The sequence below is a fragment of the Nocardioides sp. genome (genome assembly GCF_035576065.1).
Taxonomy (GTDB): Bacteria; Actinomycetota; Actinomycetes; order Propionibacteriales; family Nocardioidaceae; genus Nocardioides.
Window position 1 is genome coordinate 23,139 of the sequence record NZ_DATLWX010000043.1, and the last position, 15,610, is coordinate 38,748.

Annotated in this window: 18 protein-coding genes; 10 read left to right on the forward strand and 8 right to left on the reverse strand. The window is 69.4% G+C overall.

Annotated elements, in window-relative coordinates:
* Window positions 1–155: 155 nt before the first annotated feature.
* The 3 genes from VNJ48_RS19195 to VNJ48_RS19205 are packed head-to-tail and all read right to left on the reverse strand — an operon-like array spanning window position 156 to window position 2,578.
* The gene (locus VNJ48_RS19195) at window positions 156–896 is read right to left on the reverse strand and encodes a glutamine amidotransferase (RefSeq protein ID WP_325605100.1); all 741 of its coding nucleotides are present in this window, start codon (window positions 894–896) and stop codon (window positions 156–158) included.
* Complete coding sequence (locus tag VNJ48_RS19200; protein ID WP_325605102.1) at window positions 893–2,041, reverse strand: CaiB/BaiF CoA-transferase family protein; 1,149 nt, start codon at window positions 2,039–2,041, stop codon at window positions 893–895. Before VNJ48_RS19200 ends, VNJ48_RS19195 begins: the two co-directional genes overlap by 4 nt.
* A gap of 36 nt (window positions 2,042–2,077) precedes the next feature.
* Window positions 2,078–2,578 carry an Lrp/AsnC family transcriptional regulator gene (locus VNJ48_RS19205; protein WP_325605104.1) on the reverse strand — a complete coding sequence of 167 codons (501 nt, stop codon included), beginning with the start codon at window positions 2,576–2,578 and terminating at the stop codon, window positions 2,078–2,080.
* Between the two features lie 138 nt (window positions 2,579–2,716).
* On the opposite strand from VNJ48_RS19205, the gene ald reads away from it, so the two are divergent.
* Genes ald through VNJ48_RS19220 form a run of 3 tightly spaced genes read left to right on the forward strand, consistent with a single transcriptional unit; the run spans window position 2,717 to window position 5,136 of the window.
* Window positions 2,717–3,871, forward strand: a complete 1,155-nt coding sequence (ald, locus tag VNJ48_RS19210; RefSeq protein ID WP_325605106.1) for an alanine dehydrogenase — start codon at window positions 2,717–2,719, stop codon at window positions 3,869–3,871.
* Window positions 3,868–4,215 carry a hypothetical protein gene (locus VNJ48_RS19215; RefSeq protein ID WP_325605108.1) on the forward strand — a complete coding sequence of 116 codons (348 nt, stop codon included), beginning with the start codon at window positions 3,868–3,870 and terminating at the stop codon, window positions 4,213–4,215. The genes ald and VNJ48_RS19215 overlap by 4 nt, the downstream gene beginning before the upstream one ends.
* Before the next feature lie 12 nt (window positions 4,216–4,227).
* On the forward strand, window positions 4,228–5,136 hold the full coding sequence (locus VNJ48_RS19220) for a glutaminase (RefSeq protein WP_325605110.1): 909 nt from the start codon (window positions 4,228–4,230) through the stop codon (window positions 5,134–5,136).
* A gap of 23 nt (window positions 5,137–5,159) precedes the next feature.
* Here VNJ48_RS19220 and VNJ48_RS19225 read toward each other — a convergent pair whose 3' ends face one another.
* The gene (locus tag VNJ48_RS19225) at window positions 5,160–5,795 is read right to left on the reverse strand and encodes a hypothetical protein (protein ID WP_325605112.1); all 636 of its coding nucleotides are present in this window, start codon (window positions 5,793–5,795) and stop codon (window positions 5,160–5,162) included.
* 217 nt (window positions 5,796–6,012) lie between these two features.
* Here VNJ48_RS19225 and VNJ48_RS19230 point away from each other — a divergent pair, with 217 nt between their 5' ends.
* Window positions 6,013–6,852: a hypothetical protein gene (locus tag VNJ48_RS19230; RefSeq protein ID WP_325605114.1), complete on the forward strand. Its 840-nt coding sequence runs from the start codon at window positions 6,013–6,015 to the stop codon at window positions 6,850–6,852.
* A gap of 22 nt (window positions 6,853–6,874) precedes the next feature.
* Here the strand turns inward: VNJ48_RS19230 and VNJ48_RS19235 are convergent, their stop codons facing one another.
* On the reverse strand, window positions 6,875–8,044 hold the full coding sequence (locus VNJ48_RS19235) for a PLP-dependent aspartate aminotransferase family protein (protein WP_325605116.1): 1,170 nt from the start codon (window positions 8,042–8,044) through the stop codon (window positions 6,875–6,877).
* A 95-nt stretch (window positions 8,045–8,139) separates the two neighbouring features.
* On the opposite strand from VNJ48_RS19235, the gene VNJ48_RS19240 reads away from it, so the two are divergent.
* The 3 genes from VNJ48_RS19240 to VNJ48_RS19250 are packed head-to-tail and all read left to right on the forward strand — an operon-like array spanning window position 8,140 to window position 11,272.
* Window positions 8,140–8,622, forward strand: coding sequence for an Lrp/AsnC family transcriptional regulator (locus VNJ48_RS19240; RefSeq protein ID WP_325605118.1), 483 nt, complete (start codon window positions 8,140–8,142; stop codon window positions 8,620–8,622).
* A 47-nt stretch (window positions 8,623–8,669) separates the two neighbouring features.
* Window positions 8,670–9,212: a PadR family transcriptional regulator gene (locus VNJ48_RS19245; RefSeq protein ID WP_325605120.1), complete on the forward strand. Its 543-nt coding sequence runs from the start codon at window positions 8,670–8,672 to the stop codon at window positions 9,210–9,212.
* Window positions 9,209–11,272, forward strand: a complete 2,064-nt coding sequence (locus VNJ48_RS19250; RefSeq protein ID WP_325605122.1) for an NADPH-dependent 2,4-dienoyl-CoA reductase — start codon at window positions 9,209–9,211, stop codon at window positions 11,270–11,272. The genes VNJ48_RS19245 and VNJ48_RS19250 overlap by 4 nt, the downstream gene beginning before the upstream one ends.
* Before the next feature lie 18 nt (window positions 11,273–11,290).
* Here the strand turns inward: VNJ48_RS19250 and VNJ48_RS19255 are convergent, their stop codons facing one another.
* The gene (locus VNJ48_RS19255) at window positions 11,291–12,238 is read right to left on the reverse strand and encodes an alpha/beta hydrolase (protein WP_325605124.1); all 948 of its coding nucleotides are present in this window, start codon (window positions 12,236–12,238) and stop codon (window positions 11,291–11,293) included.
* Between the two features lie 81 nt (window positions 12,239–12,319).
* On the opposite strand from VNJ48_RS19255, the gene VNJ48_RS19260 reads away from it, so the two are divergent.
* On the forward strand, window positions 12,320–12,715 hold the full coding sequence (locus tag VNJ48_RS19260; RefSeq protein WP_325605126.1) for a pyridoxamine 5'-phosphate oxidase family protein: 396 nt from the start codon (window positions 12,320–12,322) through the stop codon (window positions 12,713–12,715).
* A gap of 84 nt (window positions 12,716–12,799) precedes the next feature.
* Here VNJ48_RS19260 and VNJ48_RS19265 read toward each other — a convergent pair whose 3' ends face one another.
* Both VNJ48_RS19265 and VNJ48_RS19270 read right to left on the reverse strand, forming a co-directional pair.
* Window positions 12,800–13,357 carry a GNAT family protein gene (locus tag VNJ48_RS19265; RefSeq protein WP_325605128.1) on the reverse strand — a complete coding sequence of 186 codons (558 nt, stop codon included), beginning with the start codon at window positions 13,355–13,357 and terminating at the stop codon, window positions 12,800–12,802.
* A 48-nt stretch (window positions 13,358–13,405) separates the two neighbouring features.
* On the reverse strand, window positions 13,406–13,579 hold the full coding sequence (locus tag VNJ48_RS19270) for a hypothetical protein (protein ID WP_325605129.1): 174 nt from the start codon (window positions 13,577–13,579) through the stop codon (window positions 13,406–13,408).
* 288 nt (window positions 13,580–13,867) lie between these two features.
* Here VNJ48_RS19270 and VNJ48_RS19275 point away from each other — a divergent pair, with 288 nt between their 5' ends.
* Together VNJ48_RS19275 and VNJ48_RS19280 are read left to right on the forward strand one after the other, a co-directional pair.
* Window positions 13,868–14,371, forward strand: coding sequence for a SigE family RNA polymerase sigma factor (locus tag VNJ48_RS19275; protein WP_325605131.1), 504 nt, complete (start codon window positions 13,868–13,870; stop codon window positions 14,369–14,371).
* A complete protein-coding gene (locus tag VNJ48_RS19280) occupies window positions 14,371–15,534 on the forward strand; it encodes a hypothetical protein (RefSeq protein WP_325605133.1) in 1,164 nt (387 codons plus the stop codon). The genes VNJ48_RS19275 and VNJ48_RS19280 overlap by 1 nt, the downstream gene beginning before the upstream one ends.
* The last annotated feature ends 76 nt before the right edge of the window (window positions 15,535–15,610 follow it).

Consider the following 15,610-nt stretch of genomic DNA (forward strand, 5'->3'; position numbering starts at 1 on the left):
CTCCGGCCCGCCGCCGCCGGTCGCGCTGACTGTTCACCAAGGTATGCAGCCCAATGGGCACTTCCCTCGGTCAATTGACCGAGGGAAGTGCCCATTTACCGACATCCCATGGTGGAGCGGCAGCGAGTGCGGCCGCGGCTCGCGTGACTCACGTGCTACGTCCGGGCGTACAGCTCGACGAAGCGCGCCAACAGGCGGACGGGCTCGATGACCATCGCCTCGCGGGCAGCGGCCTTCAACGACTCCAGCTCGTGCGGCTCGTAGTAGCCGTGAGCGCTGTACGCGTCGAGCCGGTCGCAGAGGGCAGCGGCGTCGAGCTCGGGGTGGAACTGGGTCGCGTAGACGTTGCGACCGATCCGGAAGGCATGGACCGGGCAGGTGTCGGTCGAGGCCAGCAGCACGCCGCCCTCGGGCAGGCGCGAGACCGCCTCCTTGTGGCCGAGGAAGGCGCTGAACACCTCCGGGAGGCGACCGAAGAGCGGGTCGTCGAGCCCCGCGGGGGTCAGCCGGACCGGCAGGGCACCCACCGGTTCGCCGTACGTCCGGTCGACGACACCACCGGCGCGGGTGCCGAGCACGCCGATGCCGTAGCAGGCGCCGAGGAACGGGTGGTCGGTCGCGACCACGCGTTCGGCGAGGTCGTGGAGCTCGGCCTCGACCCGGTGCTGGACCGGTGCCTTGTCCTCGTCGGGGTCCGACATGTTGAAGGGACCACCGCCCAGGATGATCCCGGACCAGTCGTCGAGATTGACCTCGCCGAGCGGGCCTGCCTCGAGCCGGACGCGGACCAGCTCGTCGGGGCGGAGCCCGGTGCCGGCCAGCACGGCGTCGTACTCCTGCTGGGCGACCTCGTCCTCCGCGCGGGTGCCGAGGAAGAGGAAGGGACGCATCGTCATGCCTGGACCGCCGCCCCGGAGTGGATCAGGGCGTCGACGTCCTCGATGCCCCAGACGGTGAGCGCTTCGCGGGTCTGCGCGCCCGGGCCGCCCGGCGCCATCGAGAGGGTGCTCGGGGTGCGGCTGAATCGGGGCGCAGGAGCCGGCTGGACGACGCCCTCCTGCTCGACGAACGTGCCCCGGGCAGCCAGGTGCGGATGGGTCGGCGCCTGCGTCAGCGAGACGACGCCCGCCACGCACGCGTCGGTCCCCTCGAAGACTGCCGACCACTCCGCCTGGGTCTTCTCCTTGAAGCGTGCGCTGAGCGCGACGCGGATCGCAGGGAAGTTGGCGGGGTCGTCGCGGTCAGGGAGGTCGAGCTCCAGTCGGCGTACGAGCTCGGCATAGAACTGCGGCTCCAGCGCCGCGACGCTCATGTGTTCGCCGTCGGCCGTCTCGTAGAGCTCGTAGTAGGGGGCGCCGCCGTCGAGGAGTCCCGACGCCCGCCGGTCCGACGCCAGGCCCAGGGCAGCGAAGGTGGACGAGATCGCGTTGAGGTGGGCGGTGCCGTCGACGATCGCCGCGTCGACCACCTGCCCCTGCCCGCTCAGCCGGGCCTCGAGCAGCGCGGCGAGGACGCCGATGACGAGATAGGTCGAACCACCGCCGAAGTCACCGAGGAGGTTGCCCGGGAAGTGCGGGCGGGCGGAGTCCTGCCCGAGACCGTGCAGGGCGCCGGTGATGGCGATGTAGTTCATGTCGTGCCCGGCGGTCTGGCTCCACGGGCCGTCCTGGCCCCAGCCGGTCATCCGGCCGTAGACCAGCGCCGGGTTGCGCTCGTGGCACTGCTCTGGGCCCAGACCCAGGCGTTCGGCGGCGCCAGGGCGCATGCCCTCGACCAGGACGTCGGCACGGGCGACGAGGTCGAGCACCACCGCGACGGCCGCCGGCTGCTTGAGATCCATCGCCACACTCGGTCGGCCGCGGGTCAGCACGTCGCGGGTGCCGCTGTCGAAGGGCTGGCCACCTGGCCGGTCGATGCGGATCACGTCGGCGCCGAGGTCGGCCAGGATCATGCAGGCGTGCGGTCCCGGGCCGATGCCGGCGATCTCGACCACCTTCACGCCCCGCAGCGGTCCGGTCCCCCGCCCGAGTTGATAGCTCATGCGCCGATCATCACACCCACCCCGGTCAGCACCGACTCAGACGTCGCGCCGGCGACTGGGCACGAGGTGCTGGAAGATCAGGTTGGTCTCGGTGCCGGCGACCTCTGCCATCTCGCTCAGGTTTCCCACGACGAAGTCCCTCAGGTCGTTGCTGTCCCTCACCGCGACGTGCACTCCGAAGTCGTTGCCCCCGGCCAGGACGAAGACGTTGAGGACGCCTGGCAGATCTGCCAGATAGGTGGCGAACGTGCGGATCTTCGAGCGCGCGCTCCGGTGGAGTCGCACGAAGACGACCGCCTGGAGCGGCCGGCCCACCGCCCCGGGATCGATGTCGGCCCTGAAGCCGCGGATCACTCCGCTCTCACGGAGGTGGCGGATCCGGTTGAGGCACGTGGACGGGGCGATGCCGACCTCCTCGGCAAGGGCGCTGTTGGACATCCGACCGTCCCGGGCCAGGAGTCGAAGGATCGCCAGATCCGTGTCGTCGAGGGGTCGGCCTGCGGACGCGCTCTCGGAGGGGCGACGAACTTCCTTCATCGGGGGTCCTCAATCTCGATACCGAAATGAATTTCCGAGAAGAAACGTCGGGAATTTCGAACATCTAACTGTAGGGGTGGTGCGATGTCTATCACATATGCATCCTTGGGGTCCTTACTGCAACGTTCGAGGAGAGCAATGAAGGTCGGCGTCCCGAAGGAAGTCAAGAACCACGAATACCGCGTGGCCATCACGCCCGCCGGCGTGCACGAGCTCGTCGCGCACGGTCACGAGGTGCTCATCCAGGCCGGGGCCGGCCTCGGGTCGTCGATCAGCGACGAGGCCTACCGTGGAGCGGGCGCGACGGTCATCGCCACCGCCGACGACGTCTGGGGTACGGCCGACCTGCTGCTCAAGGTGAAGGAGCCGGTGGCTGAGGAATATCACCAGCTGCGCGAGGGCTTGACGCTCTTCACCTACCTCCACCTCGCCGCTGACAAGGCGCTGACGCAGGAGCTGCTCGCGCGACAGGTCACCGCCATCGCCTACGAGACCGTCCAGCTGCCCTCCGGCGGACTGCCGCTGCTCTACCCGATGTCCGAGGTGGCCGGCTGCCTGGCGCCCCAGGTCGGTGCTCACTCGCTGATGAAGGCCAACGGCGGCCGCGGCGTGCTGATGGGCGGTGTCGGCGGCGTGGACAGCGCCAAGGTCGTCATCATCGGGGCCGGGGTCTCGGGTCAGAACGCCGCCAACATCGCCCTCGGCATGGGCGCCGACGTCACCCTGCTCGACACCGACCTCGACAAGCTCCGGATGACCTTCTGGCGCTACGACAACCGGGTGCACGGCCTCGCGTCCTCGAAGCTCGCGATCGAGCAGCAGGTGATGGAGGCCGACATGGTCATCGGCGCCGTGCTGATCCCAGGTGCGGCGGCACCCAAGCTCGTGACCAACGACCTCGTCTCGCGGATGAAGCCCGGCTCCGTGCTCGTCGACATCGCGGTCGACCAGGGCGGCTGCTTCGAGGACACCCACGCCACGACCCACGCGGACCCGACGTACACCGTGCACAACTCGACGTTCTACTGCGTCGCCAACATGCCCGGCGCGGTCCCGAACACCTCGACCTACGCGTTGACCAACGCGACCATGCCGTACGCCGTCGCGCTTGCCAACAAGGGCTGGGCCCAGGCCTGCCGCGACGACCACAGCCTCGCGCTGGGCCTGAACACCCATGCCGGCCTGCTGACCAACGCGCCCGTCGGCGAGGCCGTCGGCATCGAGACCGTGGGCCTCGACGACGTCCTCGGCGAGGTCCCCCACCAGGTCACCGACGGGGTCCCCGCCGCATGACCGCTCAGGGCCGTTGCGCTGTCGACAACAGCGCTGCGGCTGCTGCTGCCTATGCCGCGGCCAGCATCGCCGACGCCGTGCCCTGCGGCGGGGACCTGCACCACTGGGCCCGGCTGGAGCAGGAGTTCGAGGGCGCCGACCCGGTCGCGCAGTGGGAGGCGATCGACACCATCCGGGCGATCTGCGGCCCCTGCCCGGCGCTCCAGGCGTGCGGAGCATGGGCGGCCGAGGACAAGTACACCGGCTTTGCCGCCGGCAGCTGGTTCTACTCGGGGTCGAGGCGCGTACGCCGGCCCAGCGTCAGGCCGCGGAGCGCCGTGCGGGAACCAGCGGTCACGACGTAGACAATGAGCCACATGATGGACGAGGTGCTCAGGGACGTCCACGATGTCGCGACGGGGTCGATGGGCCAAGGATCGGTGGCCGACTACATCCCGAGCCTCGCCGAAGTCGATCCCCGTCAGTTCGGCATGGCGGTGGCGATGAACGACGGCAGCGTGCACGTGGTGGGCGACTCCGACGTCCCATTCTCCGTACAGAGCATCTCCAAGGTGTTCAGCCTGGCGCTGGTGATGGCTCAGGACAACGAGCGCATCTGGACGCGGGTGTCGCGCGAACCTTCGGGCAACCCGTTCAACTCGCTGCTGCAGCTCGACCAAGAGGCGGGCAAGCCGCGCAACCCGTTCATCAACGCGGGCGCCCTGGTCGTCACCGACCAGCTGCACGCGCAGACGGGCAGCGCGACCTCGGCGATGCGCGAGCTCATCCGGAGCGGCAGCGGCAACCCGGACATCGATGGCGACCCGACCGTGGCCCAGTCGGAGCGGACCCACGGCAACCGCATCGCCGCGATGGCGCACCTGCTGGCCAGCTACGACAACCTCGAGTGCCCGGTGGAGACCGTGCTCGACGAGTACTTCTGGCAGTGCTCCCTGTCGATGACGTGTCGCGAGATCGCCCTGAGCGCGAGCTTCCTGTCGCGCAACGGCGTCCACGCAGACGGGAGCCGGATGCTCACTGCCAGCGAGACGAAGCGGATCAACGCGATCATGCTCACGTGCGGCACCTATGACGCCGCCGGCGAGTTCGCCTACCGGGTCGGGCTTCCTGGGAAGAGTGGAGTGGGCGGCGGCATCCTGGCCGTCATTCCGGGTCGGTGCACGATCTGCGTCTGGAGTCCGGCTCTGGGCGCCTCCGGCAACTCGGTTGCCGGCGTCGCCGCACTCGACCGGTTCACCACCATGACGGGCTGGTCGGTCTTCTAGCCCGTCATGGTGCTGCCCAGGTCTCAGCCGCGGTGGACCTTCGGTCCCATCCGCAGATCCTCGTCCTTGAACGGTCCGAGCGCATTGGCGTCATCGATGAACACCTCGAAGTTCTCAGGGTCCGCGGCCATCTCGCGGCGGTTCATCCCGAAAGCGCCCACACCCACGCTCACCCAGCGCGGGTCTTCGAGGCAGGACGTCGGCACGGTGAGCGCGATGCGATCCGTCGACGGGTCGACGGACGCGTCCATACCAACGCACCCCACCAGGTTTCCCCGCCCAGCCACGAGGAGAGGGAAGGCCGGCCCCCCGAGCCGCTCGACCATGATGTCGAACTTCTTGTCCGGCGTGCGCACCCGGACGAACTGGGTGTGGTGGAAGTTGCGACTCAGGTTGCGATAGCCCACCGTCACACGCAATCGCGCGGCACGGTGGTCGACCACGGTCCGGGTGATGTCGATCGCCTCGTGCTCCGGCGCCACGACGAACTCCGGCTCGACGGGCTCGGGCACCGCCAGGTCGCTCTCGACGAATCTGCTGGCGTCACCGGTGGCATCCCTGGACACCACGCGCTCGGCGTGGGCGGCAGGCAGCGCGACGAGCACGGCGGAGAGAGGGAGGATGGCGGAGAGGAGCCGGACTGCTGTGCGGTGGGACATGAGCGTCCGATCGGAGGCTGCACGGTGGCAGGAGCGAGTGTTGGGCGTGAGTATGTCGCGTGCTTCGCGAAGGCTGCGTCAGGCGTGCCAGCGAACGTCCTCGTGCTTGGCGAGCGCTGCCGAAAGCACCACGGCCCACGCCTCCTCGCTGCTACGGTGCCATCGCCGTTGGCTCACGTGAGTACATCCTCTGGGCGGCCTAGCTCAAGGGGTCCCCGTGTCGAAGGTTCTGCCATCCCTGCGCGCGCACGCGCCGCTGGTCAGCGCGCTCCTGTTGCTGACGGCCGGGGGTGCCTACGGCGTAGCCGGCCCAGGCGGCGATCAGGAGCGATCCGGTCCGGCACAGGTACATGCCTGCGTGGACGAGAAGACCAAGGTTCTGACGAAGACGACGGCGACGCGCTCCTGCCCCGAGGGGTCGCGGCCCATCACGTGGAACGTCGCTGGGCGACGAGGAGTCGCCGGACCTGCGGGTGCGGCCGGCCAGCCAGGAGCCGTGGGGTCCACCGGGGCTCCGGGCGCCAAGGGCGCTGCAGGTGCGGACGGGACGGTGGGTCCCCCCGGAGCACCCGGGCTACCTGGCCGAGACGGGGCGCCGGGCTTGCCGGGTCCTCCCGGAGCGCCCGGCGCGGACGCGGTCTCGGAGTACGCCGAGTTCTTCGCCCTGACGCCGCCTGACAACGCCAACCTCGTGGCCGCTGGCGCCGACGTGCCCTTCCCGCAGAACGGCCCAAGCAGCGACACGATCGTGCGGACCGGAACCAGTTCGTTCGTCCTTCCGGACATCGGCACCTATCGGGTGTCCGTCTCGGTCCCTGTCACGGAGCGGGGCCAGCTCGTCGTGGTCCTCAACGGCGCGGAGCTGGACTACACCGTCGTCGGCCACAACACCGGCTCGACCACGATCAGTGGTGACTCCCTTGTCGAGACCACGGTCGTCGACTCGGTGCTCACGATTCGCAATCCCGCCGAGAACAGCACCGCCCTCTCGATCACGCCGTTCGCCGGCGGCAGCCGTCCCGTGGCATCCACGCTCATCATCGAGCAGCTGGACTGAGTCGCCGCACCAAGGGAGTCGGTCAGCGAGCAGCAGCGAACGCCCGGGCCAGGTCGGCGCAGAGGTCCTCGGGGTCCTCGAGTCCGATCGAGAGCCGCAGCACGTCGTCGTGCGGCTTGGCCTCGTTGGCCACCGGGCGGTGGGTCAGCGCGGCCGGGTGCTGCACGAGGGAGTCGACGCCGCCGAGCGAGACAGCGTGCGTGAAGAGCGTGACCGCCTCGGTGAAGCGCGCGGCTGCGGCGTACCCGCCCTCGATCGAGAAGGCGACCATCGCGCCGGGGCCCCGCATCTGGCGTCCGACGATCTGCTGGGGGTCGCACTCGGGGAGACCGGGGAAGTAGACCTCGCCGACGCCACACTGGTCGGAGAGCCAACCGGCGACCTTGCCGGCGGCTTCCTGTTGCGCGCGCATCCGCAGCGGCAGCGTGGCCAGGCCGCGGTGGAGGAGGTAGGCACCCATCGGGTGCAGCAGTCCACCGGTGACAGCGCGCACCCGTCGCAACGCCTGCGCCCAGCGCTCGTCGCACGCGACGATGCCGCCCATGGCGTCGCCGTGGCCGCCGAGATACTTCGTCGCGCTGTGCAGGACCAGAGCCGCACCCAGCGCGGCCGGGTTCTGCAGGACCGGCGTCGCAAAGGTGTTGTCGACCAGCACGGGCACGTCGCCGGCGGCCGTCGTGACGGCCTTGATGTCGACCAGCTCGAGAGTCGGATTGGCTGGCGTCTCCAGGACGACCAGGACCGTGTCGGGTCGTATGGCGCCCGCCACCTCACCGGCGGCACAGAAGGTGGTCTCGACCCCGAGGGTCCCCGAGGCGAGGAGGTGGTCGGTGCCGCCGTAGACCGGACGAACCGCGACGACGTGGCGCCCGGAGCCGTGCTCGGCGACGGCCGCGAGCAGGGCCCCACTCAGGGCCGCCATCCCGGTCGAGAACGCCACGGCCGACTCGGTCCGCTCGAGGGTGGCGAGCCCTTCCTCGAAGCGAGCCACCGTCGGGTTCCACAGGCGCTGGTAGACCAGGCCGCCGTCGGTCGGACGACCGCCCGTAGCCATCGACTCGTAGGAGTCGCCGCCGAGCCCGATCGAGGGCAGGGGGTTGGTGGTCGAGAGATCGATCGGCAGAGCGTGGACGCCCAGCGCTGTGAGATCGTCGCGGCCGGCGTGGACGGCAAGGGTGTCGAAGCGGGTCATGTGCCCCACAATGGGAGAATCCGCGGCGAACGGCAACATGATCGAAGAAGCCAGCCCAGAAGGCGGATCACCCCGCAGAACCTGAGGAGACTCCCGTGCCGAACCCCGCCCCTGCGACGGATCCTGCGGCGCTCGACGCCGTGGATCTCCGCATCCTGCGCGAGCTCGCCGCGGACGGCCGGCTCACCAACGCCGCGCTGGCCGCCCGGGTCGGCGTGGCCGAGTCGACCTGCCTGACCCGGGTGCGCTCCCTGCGCGAACGAGACATCGTGCGCGGCATCCACGCCGACGTCGACCTGGCCGCCCTCGGCTATCCGATCCAGGCCGTCGTCAAGGTGCGGCTCGGCAGCCACAACCGCGACCACGTGGCGAGCTTCCACAAGATCCTTGCCACGGTGCCCGGCGCGCTCAGGATCCTCCACGTCGGCGGCGAGGACGACTACCTCATCCATGTCGCCGTCGCGTCCACCCAGCAGCTGCGCGACCTGGTGCTCGAGCACATCAACGTCCACCCGGTCGTGCGGCACACCGAGACCCAGCTGGTCTTCGAGGAGATCCCGGGCGCCGGCGTGCTGTGAGGCGCGACACCTTGCAACTCGTTGCATAGGGGTGACATCATCCCCGCATGGCCCTCGATCACGCTCTTCTCGTCGCACTGCGCGAGCAGCCCGCCTCGGGGCTCGAGCTGGCTCGGCGCTTCGAGAAGTCCATCGGCTTCTTCTGGCACGCGACCCACCAGCAGATCTACCGCGTCCTCGGCCGGATGGAGACCGACGGCTGGGTCAGTGTCGAGACCGTTCCCCAGACCGGCAAGCCCGACCGCCGCGTGCACACAGTGTCGGCTGCGGGGGCGAAGGCCCTCAGCGACTGGTTGGCCGAGCCGGTCGGGATGGAGTCCTTCCGCAGTGACCTCGCGGTGAAGCTGCGCGGTGCGTCGTACGGCGATCGCGCGACCCTGCTGCGACGCGTGCGCGAGACTCATGCCGACCACCAGACGCGCCTCGCGCACTACCTCGACCTCGAGCAGCGTGACTACCCGGAGCCGGCCGACCTGACCGGCGCCGCGCTCGACCAGTGGCTCGTCCTGCGCGGAGGCATCCGCCTGGAGGAGTACTGGATCGGCTGGCTCGACGAATACCTGACCGCCCACGAAGAGGACCCGACATGACGACCTACCCGCACCTCCTCGCCCCGCTGACGATCGGCGACCTCACCCTGCGCAACCGTGTGGTGATGGGCTCGATGCACACCGGGCTCGAGGACAAGCTGTGGGACATGGACAAGCTGGCGGCGTACTTCGCCGAGCGTGCCCGCGGCGAGGTCGGCCTGATCATCACCGGCGGCTACGCACCCAACAAGCGCGGCTGGCTCAAGCCCTTCGCCGCGGAGATGACCACCCGGCTCCAGGCGATGCGCCACCAGCGTGTCACCGCGGCGGTGCACGACGAGGGCGGCGCGATCGCGATGCAGATCCTGCACGCCGGTCGCTACGGCTACCACCCGCTCAGCGTCAGCGCCTCGGCGAAGAAGTCGCCGATCACGCCCTTCAAGCCCAGCGCCCTGTCGACCCGCGGTGTCGAACGGACTGCGACCGACTTCGCGAAGTCGGTGGCGCTCGCGAAGAAGGCTGGCTACGACGCGGTCGAGATCATGGGCTCCGAGGGCTACCTCATCAACCAGTTCCTCGCCGCGCGGACCAACGACCGCACCGACGCGTGGGGCGGGACCGCTGCCAAGCGGATGCGCCTCCCCGTCGAGATCGTGCGCCGGTCACGCGAGCTGGTCGGGGACGGCTTCCCGATCATCTACCGCATCTCCCTGCTCGACCTCGTCGAGGGCGGCCAGACCTGGGACGAGGTCGTCGAGCTCGCCGGTGAGCTGGAGGAGGCCGGCGTGACCGTGTTCAACACCGGCATCGGCTGGCACGAGGCCCGGGTCCCGACGATCATCACCCAGGTCCCGCGCGGTGCCTGGCGCTCGGCGACGGCCCGCCTCAAGGAGGTCGCCACCGTTCCCGTGTGCGCGTCCAACCGGATCAGCTCCCCCGAGATGGGCGAGGACATCCTGGCCTCCGGTGGGGCCGACCTCATCTCGATGGCCCGACCGCTCCTGGCCGACGCCGAGTTCGTCGCCAAGGCCGCCAGCGACCGGGCCGACGAGATCAACACCTGCATCGCCTGCAACCAGGCCTGCCTCGACCATGTCTTCGTGAACAAGAAGGCGTCCTGTCTCGTCAACCCGCGGGCGGGCCGCGAGACCGAGCTGATCCTGCTCCCGATCCGCACCTCACGACCGGGTCGTCGGACGCTGGGCGGGACGTCCGACGCAGTGGCCGCCCCGGCAGCCGGTCCGTCGGACGTCCCAACGGTGGCCGTCGTCGGCGCTGGACCCGCTGGGCTGGCGGCTGCAGTCAACGCCGCCGAGCGCGGCTTCGCGGTCACCCTGTTCGAGCAGGCGCCGACGCTGGGCGGACAGTTCCGCCTGGCGATGCAGATCCCCGGCAAGGAGGACTTCGCGGAGACCCTGCGCTACTACACCCGCCGCCTCGACGTGCTCGACGTCGAGGTCCAGCTGTCCACCCACGCGACGCCCGAGCTCCTGGCCGACTTCGACCACACGATCATCGCCACCGGTGTCGTCCCCCGCATGCCGGCGATCGACGGCATCGACCACGCCAAGTCCGTGTCGTACGCCGATGTGCTGAGCGGCAAGGTCACGGTCGGTCGCCGGGTCGCGGTCGTCGGAGCGGGTGGCATCGGCGTCGACGTGAGCCACTTCCTCACCCACGACCCCGGCGACACCGACGAGGACTTCTATGCCCACTGGGGAGTCGGCGACCCAGCGCTGCACCCCGGCGGCCTGACCGAGCGGAAGCCGCGCTCCACCGTGCGCGAGGTGACCCTGGTGCAGCGCAAGGCCACGCCGATCGGCATCGGCCTCGGCAAGACGTCGGGCTGGGCGCACCGTGCCGTGCTGAAGCAGTCGGGCGTGACGCAGATCAGCGGTGCGGCGTACGACCGGATCGATGACGCGGGATTGCACATCACCGTGGACGGCGAGCAGCGCCTGATCGAGTGCGACCACGTGGTGATCTGCGCCGGCCAGGAGTCGGTGCGCGACCTCTACGACGCCGTCGGCGGGCACCTCATCGGCGGGGCTGACGTCGCCGCGGAGCTGGACGCGAAGCGCGCGATCCTGCAGGCCACCGAGCTGGTCGCTGCGCTGTAGCTCCTGGGCGGGACGCGGTCACGACGCCTGGTGTGCCGCGACTCTCTCCTTCACCAGCTCGGCGAACTGTTCCGCGTCCTCGAGGTCGGGGAAGTGGCCGCAGTGGTCGAACGCGATGAGCTCGGCTCGAGGCAGGGTCTCGCGCAACGAGGTGGGGTCGGTATGCCTGTGGGACCGGTCCGAACCGCCCCAGACGAGGGTGCACGGCTGATCGACTGCTCCCAGCGCCCCTGACGGTTCGCGCGTCAACCCCTGCACCACGCCGGCGAGGCAGAAGCAGGCCCCCTGCTGCAGCGCTGTCTTCGCGACGTGCCGGAACGGAGCCGCATCCGTCGTGCGTGGCAGCGCCGCTGCGTACCACCCCAGGGCGGCCTTCTCCCGCAAGAACCATCCCAGGCCGTGACCCAGCACCGGAACACGCAGAGGCTTGGGAATCGTCCGGTCCGTCCACGCATGCATCGAGTCGATCGACGGGGTCTGGGACAGCACCAGGCCGGCGATCCGGTCCGGGGCGAGGGTGGCCGCTCGCAGGGCGTAGAAGCCGTTCGCGCAGCTGAAGGCCAGGGTGGCTCGCGGGATCTGCAGGTGGTCCAGGACGTCGAGCACCACCGCCGCACCGTCATCGAGGGAGTGCGTGTAGTGCTTGCTCGGTCGCGAGAAACCGAAGCCCGGCATGTCGAAGCAGACCACCCGGCACGACTCGCCCAGCTTCGGCACCAGGCCGTCGTAGTGCTCGATCACGTTAGGCCCGTCCGGCACGAGTACGACCACGGGTCCCACTGTTCGCGAGTCGAAGAGGCGGACGGTCCCACCGCTCGTCTCCACGAGATCGAAGTCGGCGGACGACGCCCCGCCACCCCGCCTTCGTGCCGTGCGGGCAGTCAGCCAGCTGTCCAGCCGGGAGCCCAGCACTTGTCCCCTCGGCATCCGGATCGCAGTGCGCGCGTTGTCGCTGTCGAACGCCATGGGGAGACCGTAGAGCACGCCATGCGGCGTACGACGGGATCGATCGCCGCGTGCGATCAGGGCCAGCGGTAGGTTCGGCTCGTGGCCGAACCCCGTAGCAGGCAAGAGCGGATCGCAGACACTCTGCGCCGCCTGGACGACGACACCGACGCCTGGGTGGCATCCACCGATGCCAAGCAGCCCTGGCTGGCGCCGTTGTCATTCCTGTGGCGTGATGGGGAACTGCTGCTCGCAACCGAGGCGACGACCCCCACGGCTACGAACGCCGTCACGATCCCCTACGTGCGCCTGGCGATCGGCCACACCCGCGACGTCGTCATCGTCCAGGGCCAAGCCCGGGTCCTGCCAGCCACGGACATCACTGACGAGGAGGCCGACGCCTATCAGACCAAGCACGGTTCGGACCCCCGCACGTGGGGCAGATGCGGCGATGCGGCTACGACCTTCGCGGATCCTGGCGTGGCGCGAATCAAATGAGCTGGCTGGGCGGCTTCTGATGCGAGACGGCGCCTGGCTCGGCTGACGCGCTGACCGCGAAGCTCCCCGACAACGTGCGTGGGCCTACGGCTGGCTGCTCACGTCCGAGGTGATCCTCCCGTAGACCGCGAGATCGACTCGCCCCAAGTGGACGACCCCCGCAGACCGGGCGACACCTTCGTGAGTGAACCCCGCTGCCAACGCTGCCTTGTTCGAGGCCACGTTGCCCGTGGCAGATTGGATGACCACACGCGCCATCTCCTGATCAGTCAGCGCCCAGTCGGCAAGCAGCCGTGACGCCCTTCCCGCAAGCCCTTGACCCCGAGCCCACGGGGCAACCCAGAAGGCGATCTCGGTGACGCGCGCTTGCCAATCGGTCCTCTTGAGACCGACCACCCCGCACAGTCTTTCGTCGACCTCGATCCGGCGCACGAGGCCGGCTCCAGCCGCATGCATCGCGGGGATCTCCTCCTCGATGAATGCGAGGGCCATCTCGGGCGTATATGCCGTGGGGAGAGACAACCACCGCTGAGTACCTTCGTCGCGAAACCCTGCCGTCACGTCATCGGCGTCCCCTGGGTCCAGTCGATCGAGGCGAAAGCCTTCACCTCTGAGGACCTGGTCATCGAAGAGTCGGCTCACGCCGACAGGGTAGGAGCCGCCAAAATGCGCGTCATCATCACGGCTGGATCAGGGACTCACCCACCGGGCCGAACCGTCGAGCGCGACCTCGACACGTCGGGCACATCGCGCGCACGCCTGCGACTCCATCGACCCCAGCACGAAGTCGTCGAACTCCAGCCACACCCCGCAGCACTGGGCCCTGACCACGACCCGCACGGCCTCGGCTCGCTCAGCACTCATCGCTCACCTCGCCATCCCTCGTCGCGCTGCGCCCCAAGAACGCCTGCCTCCAGATGTACGCCTCGCGCGAGCATGGGTCAATACGAGTCAGCCTTCGACAGGCGACAAACTTCGCTGACGTCTGGGTCCCGGACGATGCCCGCCTCGTGGTGCAAGCCGCCTTGAGCCGCGCGTGAGCGTCGAAGATCGACCGTGGCGCCATGATCACCGCCCACGAGACAACCGATCGGGTCCGAGCGGGGTTATGTGTGCAGAATCAAACGTTGGAGGAAGAATGGGGCTCGACCAGTGACACGCAGCATCGACGACAGTTTCGTCGATTTCGTCGCCGCCAACCGCACGCGACTGTTCCGCACCGCCTACTTGCTCGTCGGTGACGCGCACCGCGCCGAGGACATCGTCCAGACCGCATTGACCAAGTTGTACGCCGCTTGGTCGCGCGTCTCCGCCGTCGACAACGTCGAGGCCTACGCCCGACGGGCGGTGATCAACGCCCATCTCAGCGAGCGTCGACGGCCCTGGCGCCGCGAACGGCTGATCCTCGACGCCCTTGAGCCACCGTCGGCCCATGACCCGGATCTCGGCGACGTGGACGCTCTGTGGACCGCCCTCCGGGGACTGCCCTTGGGCCAGCGGCGGATCGTTCTGCTCCGCCACTACTGGGGCCTCTCGGTCGCCGAGACCGCGGCAGATCTCGGGATCGCTGAAGGCACCGTCAAACGCCAGACCTGGACAGCGCTGAACAGCCTGCGGTCCGCGCTGGCCACCACTGATTCGTCTGGAGGAATCTGATGGAATTCACTGATCTTCGCTCCCTCGGCCTGGACGACGACGACCTGCGCCGTCACTTCGACACCATCGCTGCCCGCGCAGCCATGCCGGTTGTGGACCCCATCGCTGATCTCCGTCGAGCCCGCGAAGCACGTCGCCGGCGCCGGGTGACGCAGGCGGGCGGTGGTCTCCTCGCCGCCGCCGCAGTCTCGGCTCTAGTGATCGGCAATCTGTCTGGGGGCGACCCGGACGCCGGGAGCGAGATCGCTGACGACCCGACCTCCACGACGAACGCGAACGCGGAGATCGGAGTGGAGGAGGCACCCGAAGGGGAGGACGCGCCCGAAGGGAGGACCTTCCGCGCACAGGTCGGGCAGGTGCTGGAGCGGCCGGCTCCCTGGACCATGTTCTCAGGGGCGTTGTACGACTCTGGGGCGACGAGTCTCGTCTACTACGGGGTCCCGTGGAGCGACACCGTCTCCCTGGACATCCGCGCGGGGGTGAGTCGTGAGGTCCTTGAGTGGGGGCTCGCCACCGACACCAGCGAGGTGCCAGTCGGCGAGGGGATGGGGGAGACGGGCACGTGGCCAGGAGGCAGGAGCGCCTACCTCTTCGACCAGCCGGATGGTGACGTCGTCCTGGTCCTCGTCGAAGGACCGGCCGCGGACGCACCCCCCGACAAGGTCATCTTCGAGCTCCTGACTGATCTCGACGTGCCCGCGTCGACGCTGACGCCGGCCCAGGTCTGGTACGACACGATGCTGGACATGGGGCTCGACCACCTCTACACGGACGAGACCACCTTCGCGACCGAGTCGGACCTTCTGCTGCCCGACCTCCCCTCGGTGCGGGGTCGCGCCAGGCAGGGCAAGCGCCGGACCGGGCAGGTCGAGTGGCAGGCGCAGATCGTCACAGCCGACACCGTGGACTGCCCGCCCGGCTTCGCGAACTGCGGCACGCTGCAGATAGCCGGCGAGACCTTCCGCAGTCTGTACGTCGAGCGCGGCGAACGCGCAGGCTGGCTCTACCTCGAGCGGGATCACGGCGGCGTACGCGCCCGGATGATCCTGGAGCCCTACGAGGGCGGCTGGGCGCTTCCGCTCGATAGGGCCGCAGCGCTGTTGCTCGATGGTCGCTGGAGCGAGCTCGCCCCGGAGTCCTCGGTGCCCTATCCCGCCTCCTAGCGGGTCGATGAACCGCCTCGATCGGGAGCCTCGATCTCGTTGACGCTGAGCTGGTGGGTGACTTGTCGGATGGCCG

Excerpts from the sequence above, each read along its gene's own strand:
- VNJ48_RS19195 (WP_325605100.1), bottom strand. The coding sequence starts at position 896 with ATGACGATGCGTCCCTTCCTCTTCCTCGGCACCCGCGCGGAGGACGAG.
- VNJ48_RS19200 (WP_325605102.1), bottom strand. The coding sequence starts at position 2,041 with ATGAGCTATCAACTCGGGCGGGGGACCGGACCGCTGCGGGGCGTGAAG.
- VNJ48_RS19205 (WP_325605104.1), bottom strand. The coding sequence starts at position 2,578 with ATGAAGGAAGTTCGTCGCCCCTCCGAGAGCGCGTCCGCAGGCCGACCC.
- ald (WP_325605106.1), top strand. The coding sequence starts at position 2,717 with ATGAAGGTCGGCGTCCCGAAGGAAGTCAAGAACCACGAATACCGCGTG.
- VNJ48_RS19215 (WP_325605108.1), top strand. The coding sequence starts at position 3,868 with ATGACCGCTCAGGGCCGTTGCGCTGTCGACAACAGCGCTGCGGCTGCT.
- VNJ48_RS19220 (WP_325605110.1), top strand. The coding sequence starts at position 4,228 with ATGATGGACGAGGTGCTCAGGGACGTCCACGATGTCGCGACGGGGTCG.
- VNJ48_RS19225 (WP_325605112.1), bottom strand. The coding sequence starts at position 5,795 with ATGTCCCACCGCACAGCAGTCCGGCTCCTCTCCGCCATCCTCCCTCTC.
- VNJ48_RS19235 (WP_325605116.1), bottom strand. The coding sequence starts at position 8,044 with ATGACCCGCTTCGACACCCTTGCCGTCCACGCCGGCCGCGACGATCTC.
- VNJ48_RS19245 (WP_325605120.1), top strand. The coding sequence starts at position 8,670 with ATGGCCCTCGATCACGCTCTTCTCGTCGCACTGCGCGAGCAGCCCGCC.
- VNJ48_RS19250 (WP_325605122.1), top strand. The coding sequence starts at position 9,209 with ATGACGACCTACCCGCACCTCCTCGCCCCGCTGACGATCGGCGACCTC.
- VNJ48_RS19255 (WP_325605124.1), bottom strand. The coding sequence starts at position 12,238 with ATGGCGTTCGACAGCGACAACGCGCGCACTGCGATCCGGATGCCGAGG.
- VNJ48_RS19270 (WP_325605129.1), bottom strand. The coding sequence starts at position 13,579 with ATGAGTGCTGAGCGAGCCGAGGCCGTGCGGGTCGTGGTCAGGGCCCAG.
- VNJ48_RS19280 (WP_325605133.1), top strand. The coding sequence starts at position 14,371 with ATGGAATTCACTGATCTTCGCTCCCTCGGCCTGGACGACGACGACCTG.